At 25.5% G+C, this 13,781-nt stretch carries 15 protein-coding genes; 6 read left to right on the plus strand and 9 right to left on the minus strand.

Annotated elements, in window-relative coordinates; translation table 4 throughout:
* Window positions 1–3: 3 nt before the first annotated feature.
* From SFLOR_RS05755 to rnmV, 3 genes are read right to left on the minus strand one after another with little or no spacing between them, the layout of a single operon-like run.
* Window positions 4–681, minus strand: a complete 678-nt coding sequence (locus SFLOR_RS05755; protein WP_100917113.1) for a GHMP family kinase ATP-binding protein — start codon at window positions 679–681, stop codon at window positions 4–6.
* Complete coding sequence (gene rsmA / locus SFLOR_RS05760; protein WP_100917114.1) at window positions 675–1,472, minus strand: 16S rRNA (adenine(1518)-N(6)/adenine(1519)-N(6))-dimethyltransferase RsmA; 798 nt, start codon at window positions 1,470–1,472, stop codon at window positions 675–677. Before rsmA ends, SFLOR_RS05755 begins: the two co-directional genes overlap by 7 nt.
* Window positions 1,473–1,476: 4 nt before the next feature.
* Complete coding sequence (gene rnmV, locus SFLOR_RS05765; RefSeq protein ID WP_100917115.1) at window positions 1,477–2,013, minus strand: ribonuclease M5; 537 nt, start codon at window positions 2,011–2,013, stop codon at window positions 1,477–1,479.
* A 97-nt stretch (window positions 2,014–2,110) separates the two neighbouring features.
* Here rnmV and mreB (SFLOR_RS05770) point away from each other — a divergent pair, with 97 nt between their 5' ends.
* The 6 genes from mreB (SFLOR_RS05770) to mreB (SFLOR_RS05795) all read left to right on the plus strand — a co-directional run bounded on the left by mreB (SFLOR_RS05770) (window position 2,111) and on the right by mreB (SFLOR_RS05795) (window position 9,023).
* Entirely contained in the window at window positions 2,111–3,154 is a 1,044-nt protein-coding gene (mreB, locus tag SFLOR_RS05770; protein ID WP_100917116.1) for a rod shape-determining protein, read from the plus strand.
* A gap of 163 nt (window positions 3,155–3,317) precedes the next feature.
* Window positions 3,318–4,331: a rod shape-determining protein gene (locus SFLOR_RS05775; RefSeq protein WP_100917117.1), complete on the plus strand. Its 1,014-nt coding sequence runs from the start codon at window positions 3,318–3,320 to the stop codon at window positions 4,329–4,331.
* 133 nt (window positions 4,332–4,464) lie between these two features.
* Complete coding sequence (argS, locus tag SFLOR_RS05780; protein ID WP_100917118.1) at window positions 4,465–6,120, plus strand: arginine--tRNA ligase; 1,656 nt, start codon at window positions 4,465–4,467, stop codon at window positions 6,118–6,120.
* A gap of 123 nt (window positions 6,121–6,243) precedes the next feature.
* Window positions 6,244–7,275: a rod shape-determining protein gene (mreB, locus tag SFLOR_RS05785; protein ID WP_100917119.1), complete on the plus strand. Its 1,032-nt coding sequence runs from the start codon at window positions 6,244–6,246 to the stop codon at window positions 7,273–7,275.
* Between the two features lie 156 nt (window positions 7,276–7,431).
* Entirely contained in the window at window positions 7,432–7,896 is a 465-nt protein-coding gene (locus tag SFLOR_RS05790; RefSeq protein ID WP_100917120.1) for a hypothetical protein, read from the plus strand.
* Between the two features lie 68 nt (window positions 7,897–7,964).
* Window positions 7,965–9,023, plus strand: a complete 1,059-nt coding sequence (gene mreB / locus SFLOR_RS05795; RefSeq protein ID WP_100917121.1) for a rod shape-determining protein — start codon at window positions 7,965–7,967, stop codon at window positions 9,021–9,023.
* A 35-nt stretch (window positions 9,024–9,058) separates the two neighbouring features.
* Here mreB (SFLOR_RS05795) and SFLOR_RS05800 read toward each other — a convergent pair whose 3' ends face one another.
* From SFLOR_RS05800 to rpmH, 6 genes are all read right to left on the minus strand, one after another.
* Window positions 9,059–9,853, minus strand: a complete 795-nt coding sequence (locus SFLOR_RS05800) for a TatD family hydrolase (protein WP_100917122.1) — start codon at window positions 9,851–9,853, stop codon at window positions 9,059–9,061.
* Between the two features lie 9 nt (window positions 9,854–9,862).
* Window positions 9,863–11,209, minus strand: a complete 1,347-nt coding sequence (gene mnmE, locus SFLOR_RS05805; RefSeq protein ID WP_100917145.1) for a tRNA uridine-5-carboxymethylaminomethyl(34) synthesis GTPase MnmE — start codon at window positions 11,207–11,209, stop codon at window positions 9,863–9,865.
* A 56-nt stretch (window positions 11,210–11,265) separates the two neighbouring features.
* Entirely contained in the window at window positions 11,266–11,856 is a 591-nt protein-coding gene (locus tag SFLOR_RS05810; protein ID WP_100917123.1) for a hypothetical protein, read from the minus strand.
* Window positions 11,798–12,937, minus strand: coding sequence for a membrane protein insertase YidC (yidC, locus tag SFLOR_RS05815; RefSeq protein ID WP_100917124.1), 1,140 nt, complete (start codon window positions 12,935–12,937; stop codon window positions 11,798–11,800). The genes SFLOR_RS05810 and yidC overlap by 59 nt, the downstream gene beginning before the upstream one ends.
* Before the next feature lie 84 nt (window positions 12,938–13,021).
* A complete protein-coding gene (gene rnpA, locus SFLOR_RS05820; RefSeq protein ID WP_100917125.1) occupies window positions 13,022–13,351 on the minus strand; it encodes a ribonuclease P protein component in 330 nt (109 codons plus the stop codon).
* Between the two features lie 9 nt (window positions 13,352–13,360).
* A complete protein-coding gene (gene rpmH / locus SFLOR_RS05825; RefSeq protein WP_020836790.1) occupies window positions 13,361–13,495 on the minus strand; it encodes a 50S ribosomal protein L34 in 135 nt (44 codons plus the stop codon).
* Window positions 13,496–13,781: the final 286 nt, after the last annotated feature.

Raw genomic sequence — 13,781 nt, forward strand, 5'->3', positions numbered from 1 at the left:
AGTTTATGATAAACTAGTTTTTTTAATAAATGTTGATCCTGAACCACTCATTTGTCCAATTTCTCTATATTCAATTAATTCACTGTAGATTTTTAAAGCAGGTATTTCTAGCATATTTGGTTCATATTTATTTTTTCAAGCTTTTATTTCATCAAACTTTTTATAAACCTCTTTTGTACTACAATTAATTCCAGTCAAAATTAAATCTTTAAATCTTATTATAGTTTCTTTTTTAGACTTTTTAATTTTATTACCATAACCTTTAACGATAGCTGTTTTATAATCATTGATAAAAAAATAACAGTCAGTACCAATTTGTTTTGCAATTTTGCTAAGTATTTTTTTATCTTTTGTAAAATACTTAGCAACAGCAACAGCATTACTACTACCTCCCCCTAATCCAGAACCAATTGGTATATTTTTTTTAATTGATATTTTGTAAAAACAATCTACAATACCCTCTTCTTTTAATATTTTTAAGACTTTAAAAATATAATTATCACTTTCTAACTCTTTAATGTTGCAAATAATTATATTTTTATTCTCCTTTGATTTTTCTATTTTGATTTCATCATAAAAATCTTCAACTATTGTAAATATTGAATATATTTTATGTAAATGTTTTTTCCTTTTTCTGACTTTTAAATTTATATTTACTTTGGCAAAGCTTTTTATTAACATGAAATTACCTCATTGTATATTTCTATAAATTGGTCTAAAGTTATATTTTCTGGTCTTAAATTCTCTTTTATATTTAGTTTTGTAAGAATATTTAAAGAAGTTTGTTTATTATTTGTAATATTTGTTAAATTATTTAATATAGTTTTTCTTTTATTATTAAAAATTTTTCTTACGAATGCAATAAATTTTATATCATCTTTAACTTTATTTAAGTTAATATCATTAAATTCAAAAGATATTATTGCAGAATCAACTTTAGGAATTGGTTTAAACATATTTTTATTAACAGTAAATTCATATTTAACATCAGAATATAGTTGAGTAGCAACTGATAAATTATTATAATTATTTTCATTTGGTTTTGCACAAATTCTTTGTGCAACTTCCTTTTGAACCATAAAAATTGCTTTATCTAATAGCTTAGATATTTTTAATGTTTTAAAAATAATCTCACTAGTTATATAATAAGGAGTATTTGAAATTAAAGAAACTCTGTTAAACTTATTTTCTTTGATTATTTCTTTAAAATTAACTTCTAAACAATCGTTAATTATTAATTCAAATTTATCTGAATCAATTTCTGATTTTAAAATAGTTTCCATATCATAATCAATTTCAATAGCTATAACTTTTTTAAATCTATTTACTAATTCTTTTGTTAAAGCTCCTCTACCAGGACCAATTTCAATTATCAAATGATTTGGATCTTGGTTTAAAATATCAATTATTTTTTTAATTAAATTTTTATCAGATATGAAATTTTGACCAAACTTCTTTTTTGCAAATTCCATTCATTTATTCTCCTATTATTTTTTTAATCTCTTCAACATCTAAATTAATTAAATTAAGTCATTTAAATAATCTTTTAGAGTTAATTTTTTCACTTCATTTATACTTTTCTGCTATTTTTTTTCTAACTTCTGGTTTAAAAAAATTATTATTTAAAAATTCTTCTCATGTTATACTTAGAGAATTTGAATCAAAAGTAATTAAATTGCTTAAAGCTTCACGTATATTTTCCTCATTTGCTTCTGCAATTCCCACTTTTTTAGAATTTTTTATCATTTTCTTATTGATAAATGCGTTAAAACATTTAAAATCTAAGTAGGTATTAATAATATCACGAATTCGTAAACCAGGTCCGTCAGGATCTGTAAAAATTATTACACCACGTGTTTTATTAACATCCGCAATTAAATTTAAAGTGTTTTTAGATAAAGCAGTACCATTTGTTTCGATTGTATCTATATTGCTATTTCCAAATATTTTCTTAAGTTTGGATGTATCAGTAGAACCTTCAACAATTACAACTTGTTTTATTTTCATAAGCATAAGCGTACCTTTCTCGTGTGTGATACTAGTATTTTAAATAAATATATAGTATAATTATACACGAAGGGTTTTTTTTCTTATAGAGGAGGAAATAAATATGGCATCATGAGATCGTAAAAGAGAATTCGTGGCTTTAGACTTAGGAACAGCTAACGTTGTTGCATACCTAGGTGGACAAGGTATCATTTATAATGAACCTTCAACTATGGCATACGATGTTCATACAAACACTGTTATAGCTTCAGGAGAACAAGCATACGAAATGATCGGAAAAACTAAAGACGACATTAGAATGGTAGTTCCATTAGTTGATGGAGTTATAGCTGACCTTGACGCAGCAAAAGATTTAATTAAAATAATCTTTTCACGTATTAAATTATCAGACATCTTAAAAAATGCATTAGTAGTTCTTGCTTGCCCTTCAGGAGTTACTGAATTAGAAAGAAGTGCATTAAAACAAGTTGTTGCTGATATGGGAGCAAGAAATGTTCTTGTTGAAGAAGAAGTTAAATTATCAGCAATTGGAGCTGGAATCAATATATCAATCGCAAGTGGACACTTAGTTGTTGACATTGGTGGAGGAACTACTGATATAGCTATTATATCAGCAGGAGATATTGTTATTTCAAGATCAATTAAAGTTGCTGGAAATCACTTTGATGAAGAAATAAGAAAATATATTCGTGCTGAATACAACGTATTAATCGGAATCAAAACTGCTGAAAAAATTAAAATTGAAATCGGTGCATTAACTAAAATAGATAATGGACGTACATTCCGTGCATTCGGACGTGACGTTATCTCTGGATTACCAAGAGAAGTAATTATCTCACCAGATGAAGTAAAAAATGCTTTATTAGCACCATTCTCAAAAATTACAGACTTAATTGTTGAAGTTATGGAAAACACACCAGCTGAATTAGCTGGAGATATCATTAGAAATGGTATTACAATTTGTGGAGGAGGAGCTCTAATCAGAGGAATTGATACATACTTTGAATCAATTTTCCAATTAAAAGTAATTAAAGCTCAAGATCCATTACTAACAGTTATTGAAGGAACTAAAGAATACGAAAAACAAGCAGAAAAATGATTAGAAATCGTTGAATTACGTGATTCAAGAGAATACAACATTAAATAATAAATAAGGAGGAAATTGAAACCTCCTTTTTTATTATTTTCTTTACTTTTTTATTATTTTTTTATTATTTTTTTATTTTATTTTTTTTTAATACTTAAATACTAGATTATTTTAAAAAAGTGTTTAAACTATTAATATATATAGACTAAAGGGAGGAATTCTTGTGGGAACAGCAAACTCAAAAGCAAAAAGACATATTGCAATTGATATTGGTACAAGCAAAACTAGAATTTTTATAGAACAACTTGGTATGGTTTTTAATGAAGCAAGTTTAATAGGAATAGATTATAAAACAAGAAAAGTAGTTTTAATAGGTGATGAAGCAAAAAAATTTGTAGGAAAAATGAGTGGAGCAATGGAAATTAAGCACTTATTAAAAAGAGGAGTTTTATCTGACTTAAATTTACTTAAAACATTTTTATCAACTGTATTAAGTAAATACCAAAATGAAATAAAAAATTCAATTGTTACATTAGCTTGCCCAATAAGTATCAGTATTTTAGAAAGAAATGCTCTCATAGATTCAATAAAATCTTTAGGTGTCTCACATGTTATTATACAAGATGATATCAAATTAGCTCTAATGGGTGCTGGAGTAAATATATATGGATCTGATTCATATATGTGTTTAGATATGGGTGCTGGTAAATCAACAATTGGTATTGTGACAAATGGAGAAACAATTAATTATAAATGAACAAGAGCCTCAGGTGAAGTTATTGATAATGAAATTATTAAACATTTAAAATCAAAGAAGAATCTTTTAATAGGAGATTTAAGCTCAGAAGCAGTAAAAATCGCTGTGGGTTCAATTGTTAAAAGCAAAGAACCTTTAAAAACAAAAGCTTATGGATATGACTTAAGTTCATCAAGACCTAGTGAAATAGAAGTTCAAGATAAAGATATCTCAAAAATTATTCTTTCAGTATTTGGAAATATCTCAAATACAATTACATCTTTACTTGAAGAAACTCAAAGTGAAATTGCTGGTGATATAATAAAGAACGGTTTAATAGTAACTGGAGGACTTTCTAAAATACCAGGAACTAAATTATTCTTTGAAAATTTCTTTGAAATTCCAGTAATAATTGCAAAAAATGCAGCTTCTTCAACAATTGAAGGAGCAATAAAACACAAAGATATTACATTTAAGTTAATTGAAGAAAGAAGTAGATAATTATAACCATTTTTATTAAAAAAGTGGTTTTTTTATTTTTCTTTAAGAGTGTAAAAACTCTTTTTTTGCACAAAATTTTAATTTTGTTTGTAAATAAAATATAAAATATAATAGTAGAAATAAGAGGTTGACTATGAATATACTAATAAACAAAATAAAACTAATAATTAAGAACTCAATTGAGAAATTAAATTTAAAGGGAACAATAATTGTAGAAAGACCTAAATTAGTTCAAAATGCTGACTTTGCAACAAATTTTGCATTAATCAATGCAAAATTAAATAGCTCTAACCCTATTCAAATTGCTGAAAAAATAGTAAATGATATAAAGGATAATGAATTATTTGAAAGTGTTGAATTTATAAAACCTGGTTTTATAAACTTTAAAATTAATAAAGTATTTCTTTCAGAAGTGATTGAACAAATTATTAAAGAAGGAAATAATTTTGGTAAATCAAAAAGTAAGAATGAAAAATATAATTTAGAACTTGTTTCTGCAAATCCTACAGGATATTTGCATGTAGGTCATGCAAGAAATGGAGCTATTGGAGATTCTGTGGCAAAAATTTTAAAATTTGCAGGATATGATGTTGAAACAGAATACTATACAAATGATGCTGGAAATCAAATTAATATCTCAGCAGCAACTCTTTTTTATCATTATAAAAAAATTCTAAATCTTCCAGTTGAAAAACCAGAAGAAACTTATGGTGGAGATATGTATAATGAAATTGCTCAAAAATTTGTTGATGAATACAAAGATGAATTTAAAGATGTAGAAATTGTTGATAATAAAATAAATGATGAAAAAGTTAATAATATATTTAAACAAAAATCAATTGAACTTTTCATGAAAGAAATAAAAAAACAATTAAAAGATTTGGATGTTAATATTGATTTCTATTCAAGTGAAGCAAAAATGTATGAAAACAATTCTATAAATAAAATTATAGATAAATATAAAAAACTTGATGCTAGTTATGAAAAAGATAACGCTTTATGATTAAAAACAACTCAATTTGGAGATGATAAAGATAGAGTTATTAGAAAATCAGATGGAACTTTTACATATATAACTCCAGATATAGCTTCTCACAGTGATAGAATTAAAAGATCAAAGGCAAATAAATATATTAACTTCTGAGGTGGAGATCACCATGGTTATATAATCAGATTAAGATCTGGATTAGCACTTTTAGGTTATGATTTTGATCTTGTAGATATTGATATGATTCAGATGGTACGTTTAATGAAAGATGGACAAGAATATAAAATGTCAAAAAGAAGAGGAACAGCTGTTTGGCTAGTTGATTTACTAGAAATGGTAGGAAAAGATGCCATTAGATATATGCTTGTTTCTAAAACTCCTTCTAGTCATATGGAATTTGATTTAGACATGGCTGTACAAAGAAATTCAACAAACCCAGTATATTATGCTCAATATGCAACTGCTAGATGTAATAAAATAATTAAAAGTTTTAATAATTTAAATTTAAAAGTTAACAAAGAAATAATATATGAAAGTCAAAAAGAAAAGGAATTAATAATTTTATTAGATAGTTTTAACTCTGTAATTGAATATGCTGCAAGTTCAAGATTACCAAATATTGTTTGTGATTATATTCAAACACTTGCAAAAACTTTCCATTCATATTATTCTGAAACTAAAATTTTAGATAATAATAACGAACAATTATCAAATCAAAGAATTTTACTGGTAAAATCAATATATCAAGTATTATCAAATGCATTTAATTTAATAGGAATTGAAGTAAAAGATAGTATGTAATAAAAAAAGTGGGGTTTGCAACTTCCCTTTTTTTATGATAAAATTACATCAGATTATACATTCTAGTTAGAATAGAAATGTATAATTCATACATTAAAAAATTATAAAGGAGAAATAAATAGTATGGCAAATAAAAAACCAACATTCGTTTCTATGGACTTAGGAACAGCTAATACTTTAGTATATATTGCTGGACAAGGTATAGTTTATAACGAACCATCAATAGTTGCTTACAGAATTAAAGAAAATAAAATTATCGCTGTAGGTGAAGAAGCATATAAAATGATCGGTAAAGGAAATAAAACTATTAGAGTTGTAAGACCAATGGTTGACGGAGTTATTACTGATATTAGAGCAACTGAAGCTCAATTAAGATATATTTTCTCAAAATTGAGAATTACAAAACAATTAAAACACTCAATTATGCTATTAGCATGTCCTTCAGTAATTACTGAATTAGAAAAAACAGCTCTTAAAAAAATCGCTGTTAACTTAGGTGCAGATCAAGTATTCGTTGAAGAAGAAGTAAAAATGGCTGCATTAGGTGGTGGAGTTAATATCTATGCACCAACAGGAAATTTAATTGTTGATATGGGTGGAGGAACTACTGATATAGCTGTTTTAGCATCAGGAGATATCGTTTTATCTAAATCAATTAAAGTTGCTGGAAACTATTTAAATGATGAATGTCAAAAATTCATTCGCTCACAATATGGATTAGAAATTGGTTCAAAAACAGCTGAATCAATCAAAGTTAATGTTGGATCATTAGCTAAATTCCCAGATGAAAGACGTATGAAAGTTTATGGACGTGACGTTGTTTCTGGATTACCAAGAGAAATTGAAATTACTCCAGAAGAAGTACGTGAAGTTCTAAAAGTACCAGTATCAAGAATTATTGATTTAACAGTTCAAGTTTTAGAAGATACACCACCTGAATTAGCTGGAGATATTTTCAGAAACGGAATTACAATTTGTGGAGGTGGAGCCTTAATTAAAGGAATCGACAAATACTTCGCAGATACATTACAATTACCAACAAAAATTGGTGAACAACCATTATTAGCCGTTATTAACGGAACTAAAAAATTCGAAAGTGAAATTTGAGAAATCGTTAAAGCTCAAAGATTACACGAAGATATCATGGGTAGATAATTTAAAAACTATTCATAATCCCTGCATAAAAGCAGGGATTTTTTCATTTTTTATAGTATATGAATATAATATTAGTTTAATAAACTATTTTTATATTTATAATCAATTAAGAAAGCTATTATATATATGTTAATTTATTTATAACTGAGGTGTCAAATGAAAAAAGAAATAATAAAGCTTTCAAGAAAAGATGAAATAACTTATGATTTAATTTCAGAAATAGTATATAAGTTTTTTACATATGAAGGTAAATCAATTTTAAAAGGAGCAGACTATAGAATTAGTAAAAATGAAAGAGTTTGATTTATTAATTTTGCTCCTTTAAAAAAAATAAATCAAATTATAAAAGAAGAAAAATATGCAATCTATCCTTCTCCTGATCTAAATAATATATTTTTTTTTAATGCTACAGGAACAAAAAAATTAATAGAAGATAGATTAGAGAAATTTAAAAGTAATAACGATAATATAATTGTTTTTGCAAAATTTAAAGATAATTTTAAATATGAAGGTTACAAATTTTTAGGTATATATAAATTTGAAAATACTATTGATAATGATATAAGTAATTTACTTTTCAAAAAAATAGAGGATGATTACGTTGTAAAAAAAGGCAAGTAATATTCTTGTTTTCTAAACTTTATAATAGTATAATAAAAGCACATATTTTATTAACTTAGGAGGAATTTATGAAAATTGACGAACGTACATTTATTGCATTAGATTTAGGTACAAGCAATATACTAGCTTTTGTAGGAAAGCAAGGAATAGTATATGAAGAACCATCAATTATGGCTTACGATAATGTTAGCAATACATTAGTAGCTTTAGGTACAGATGCATACAATATGATTGGTAAAACACATGAAAACATTAGAATGGTAGTTCCAATAAAAGATGGAGTTATCAAAGATTTAGATGCTGCAAAGGACATGTTAAAACACGTTTTTAGTAAACTAAAAATGTTAAATGATTGAAAAAACTCAATTATTTTACTTGCTTGTCCAAGTGAAGTTACTGAATTAGAAAGAGAAGCTTTAAAACAAGTTGCTTACGACATGGGTGCAGATATTGTAGTTGTTGAAGAAGAAGTAAAAATGGCTGCATTAGGAGCAGGAATTAATATTGATGTTCCAAAAGGAAACATAGTAATTGATATCGGTGGTGGAACTACTGATATAGCTATTATTTCAGCTGGTGATGTTATTATTTCAAGATCAATCAAAATGGCTGGAAATGCATTTGATGAAGAAATTAAAAAATACATTAAATCAGAATATAATGTAACAATTGGTGATAGAAGCGCTGAAGATGTTAAAAAAGAATTAGGATCATTGACTAAATACAAAGGTGAAAGAACAATGTCTGTATTTGGAAGAGATATTATTTCTGGATTACCAAAAGAAGCAGTACTTAGCTCTGAAGAAATTAGAAATGTTCTAGTTAATGCATTTAGTAGAATTACTGACTTATTAATTGAATTAATGGAAAATACTCCCCCAGAACTTGCTGGAGATATAATATCAAATGGATTTACAATCTGTGGTGGTGGTTCTTTAATAAGAGGAATCAAAGAATATTTTAATGGTATATTCTCAGTTCCTTGTCATATTTCTCCAAACCCTTTAACAGGTGTTATTGAAGGAGCTAAAGTATTCCAAAAAACTTTAAATGATAGAATTGAAAATGATTACTACGGAAAAAATGCAAAAAGTCTTAAAAAATCAAGTCAAACTTCATATTTATAGTAAATAAAAAAAATGGTTATTTAAAACCATTTTTTTTATTCTAAATTAAATACTTTCATAGCATTACTTGTTGTTGCTTCTATAACATCTGCTTTATTTATTTTTCTAATGCTAGCTATTTTTTCAATTGTATAAACTATATTCTTAGACATATTTAATTTTCCTCTTTTTGGTTCTGGAGTTAAATATGGAGCATCTGTTTCAACAATTATTTCATTCAAAGATAATTTCTCAACTGTTTCATGAAGAGAAGTTGCGTTTTTAAATGTAACAACTCCTGGTATAGAAATTAAGTATCCTCTACTTGTAAATTTTTTTGCTAATTCTATACCTCTTGTATAACAGTGAACAATTGCTCTTTCTACTTTTAATTCATCTAGAATTTCTAAAGCATCTAAATAAGCTTGATCAGAATCATCTTTATCTCTAATGTGCATCATTACTGCTAGATCATTTTTTAAAGCAATTTTAATCTGCTCTCTAAAGAATTTTTTTTGAACTTCTTTGTCTTCACTAGTATAATAGTAATCCAAACCTATTTCTCCAACTGCTACAACATTTTCACCATGAGCCATTGTGTCAATTTCATCTAAGTCTTCTAATGTAAATTTATTTACATCATTTGGATGTATTCCAACTGCTGCATAAACATTTGGATATTTTAAAGCATACTTACAAGCTTCTCTTGATGATTTAATGTCAAATCCCACGCAACAAAAGTTAGATACTCCTATTATTTTAGCTTCACTGATCATATCTGAAACTTCAAATTCTTTCTCCTTATAAACAACGTCATTAAAATGTGTATGTGTATCAAATATACCTGCCATATTTTTTCCCTACTTTCCTAAACAATATTTTCTAAATATATTGTCAATAACTTCTTCATCTGCATCATATATACCTAGAAGATTATTTAAAATTTTTAAAATTTCATATAAATCAATATTAATTAAATCAGTTGTAAATCCTTCATTAATATTTTTTAAACTATTTTTTAGTAATTTCAAAATATTTTTAAACATTTCTATATGAAAAGCATTTGATAATATTGGCACTTCACTTTCTAGTAAATCACCATTATTAAATTCTTCTTCAATTTTTTGGATAAGATTTTTAACTTGTCCTTTTAATGCTGATACAGTTACTAAATTTTTAAACTCCTTTTGAATCTCTTTAATTTCTTCATTTTTAAGTAGCTCTACTTTATTTAAAACTACTATATGTTTTTTATCCTTTATTTTTTCATATATCTCATAGTTAATTTTACTCTTATTTACAACAAATAATATAAGATTTGATGTATTAATTAGTGAAAAACTTTTTTCAATTCCAATTTTTTCAACTTCATTTTTTGTTTTTCTTATTCCAGCTGTATCAATAAGATTCAATGTAAAGTTTTCAAAATTTAGTTGACCTTCGACAATATCTCTTGTAGTTCCCTCAATATCTGTAACTATAGCTTTTTCTTCAGATATTAATGCATTTAATAAAGAAGACTTTCCAACATTTGTCTCTCCTATAATTAAAGTATTAATACCTGAATTTAAAAAATTAAATCTTTTACTTGTTTCTAAAACCTCTAAAACTTCATTTTGTAAATTTAGTAGTTCAACTTTTATTTCTTCAACACTTGCACCTTCAACATCATCATAATCAGGATAATCAATTGAGGTTTGAATTTTAGATATTAGATCTATTAATTTATTTTTCATATCTAAAAGAGACTTATTATTTTTTCCTTCCAAATTTAAGGCACTAATTTTTAAAGTTAATTCATTTTTCGAATCAATTAAATTATTAATACTTTCAGCTTGAATTAGATTTATCTTTCCATTTAGATATGCTCTTTGAGAAAACTCTCCTGGTTTAGCCGGTCTTGCACCGTGCTCAATGAGCAATGATATAATTTTATTAGTTAATAAAACTCCTCCATGACATTGAATTTCAACTACTTGCTCTCCAGTAAATGACTTTCCTTGTTCAAATGTTAAAATTAAAGATTCATCAATAATATCTTTGTTATCATAAATTTTTCTAAGTTGCATTTTATTGTTTTCATTTAATTTTTTATTTACTATTTTATTTACTATTTCTATTGATTGCTCTCCAGATAATCTAACAATTGATATTGCTTGTCTAGATACTTTTGTTGCACAAGCAACAATTGTATCATTTAAATTTATTTTCATATTATTATCATTCCAATCTTAATTATAACAAAAGAGAAATATAAATTATTTTATGGTTTATATATTATTCTAATTTTTCTTTCTCCAACAAGCCCAGTAGTTCTAGCTTTAATTTTGTCATATTTTCTTAATATTTCATTAATATTTTTTCTAATTTTTTTAGGATATGAAGGTAAAATAACTTCTTCTTTAGTTCTTAATACGTTATTTATATTTTTCTTCAGTTCAAAGATATCATAAGAATGTATATTTTTATTAGCGATATTGAAATTAACGAAATCAAAATTAATTATCATATCTAATTTGATTTTAAAAAGAGTTTTAATTAAGTTTATAAAACTATTTTTTAAAGAAATATCCAATTCAAATTTAGAATCATAGCATATTATATTTTTATTTTTTGATTTCATATAAAAAATAGAAATAATTTTTATATTAGAAATTTTTGATAGCTGCTCATTTAAAAATTTCATAAATTCTACTCTATTTTTTGTTTGAATAAATAAAATCACTTCATTAAAGTTATTTCAAAAAACTAATTTAGTTTTTGGTTTTCTACTTATTAAGAAGTGATTGAATTTATTATTTTTTATTTTTAGTTTCACTTGAGATTTTTGCAGCAATTGTTTTGTTTTTTTCAATTTGTTTATCTCTTTTCTTTTTCATTCTTGTAACTTTAGTTTCCTTTAAGAAATGGAAAGTTAAAGTTTGAATGATTTGGAAAGTTGAAGAGAAAATTCAATATATCGCTACACCCGAAGCTATATTAAACACAACGAATAAGAAAACTACCATGAATACTATTTGCATTATCAATTGTTTTTTTCTTGCTTTTTTTTGTTGTTCTGATTCCAACTTTGGTTTCTTCTTAAACATTTGAAGAATCATTGGAAGCATCATCGATACAATTTGTAAAGGTAAATAAATAACAATTAAAGTTAAATATATTCAATTCCCTTGTTTTAATTGTTCAAAAGGAACCTCAACTAATGTAATTTGTCCTACTGTTGCAACTTTAAGTGCATGTGTTGCTCTAACAACAGCAAACATGGCAAATAAGAAAGGCATTGATAGGAAGGATGTTGCTATTGAACTCATTGGACTAATACCTTCTCTTTTATATAAGGACATTAATTCCATTTGTTGCTTTTGTTTAGCACTTGGATCCGATGAGTTTTTATATTTTTCCTGTATTTCTGCTTGCTTAGCTTGTAATCCTTGCATTTTTTCTTGATTCAGTTGAGTTTTTCAAGTAAATGCCAGAGTTATACCTCTAATAATTATTGAAGTGAAGAATATTGCAAAAATAGCTGCCACTCCATATGATGCAGATTGAGGATTCAATCTTCCATCACTATGACTAGAAAATAAGCTAATAAAACTTACTAATAATCATGCTAATGGATAAACGAAGAATCCATAAAATGGAGATGAAGTAACTGTAAATGCTTGTCCTCAAGACGATATAGGATTAAATGAATATTCTTTTAATTCACCAGTTTTATCATCAATCTTAAATCAGTGAGTTTTTGAACTTCAATCACCTAATGATTTAATAATAATTTCAAATGATACCCCTGGAGAATATATTTTATTTCCAGCCATATCAGTTACTGTATTAACTGTATACTGTGGTTGGTACATTTGAACACAACCTCATAGCATAGAAACAATAATAAATACAAATAATATTAACTTAGTTCAAACTCAAACTAATTTCATTCAGTCCTTTGGCGTTTTTTTTCTATTGTTATTATTACTTAGGTATTTAGAATAGTCCTGTTTATACAAGATATTCACCTCTCTTTATTTTATTAATAAAAGCGATTTTCTAAGTTCTTCTAAATTATTTTCATAATTTTTATTTAGAATCATAGCTCTCGCCATTAAAACCACATCATAATTTTTATTTTTTTGTTCATTTAATAATTCATAAACCATGGATCTTATTTGTCTTTTTATTTTGTTTCTTAATACAGCGTTACCAATTTTTTTTCCAACAGATATACCATATCTAAATCTATCTAGATTATTATTTTTAAAATAAATTATAAAACCCTTTGTTTTAATAAATTTTTTATTTCCAATAATACTTTGGAATTCATGATTTTTTTTAATTATATTGATGTTTTTCATAGTTATTTATTAAGCAGTAAGTTTAGCTCTACCTTTAGCTCTTCTTGCTTTTATAACTTTTCTACCATTTTTAGTTGCCATTCTAGCTCTAAAACCATGAGTTCTAGCATGCTTGATTTTACTTGGCTGTCAAGTTCTTTTCATAAAATACCTCCTTTTTTAAACAAAACCTCATTTAAGATTATAACTTAAAACATAGTTTTTTTTTGTTAATATTGTAATTTTTCATTAATATTTATTAGAGTAACTTTTAATAACTTATTAATTATTTTTAAATGTGGATAACTGTTAAAAACTAGCATATTTATTGACTTTATTGTAAGTATTTTTCCACATTTAGTGCTAAAATCTATGTGTTTTTAAAGTTATCCACATTAAAACTATGTGGATAACTTATAATTTAGTTGTTAATATATGAGGTAAATAAAAA

Origin of the sequence: Spiroplasma floricola 23-6 (genome assembly GCF_002813555.1) — a bacterium.
Taxonomy (GTDB): Bacteria; Bacillota_I; Bacilli_A; order Mycoplasmatales; family Mycoplasmataceae; genus Spiroplasma_A; species Spiroplasma_A floricola.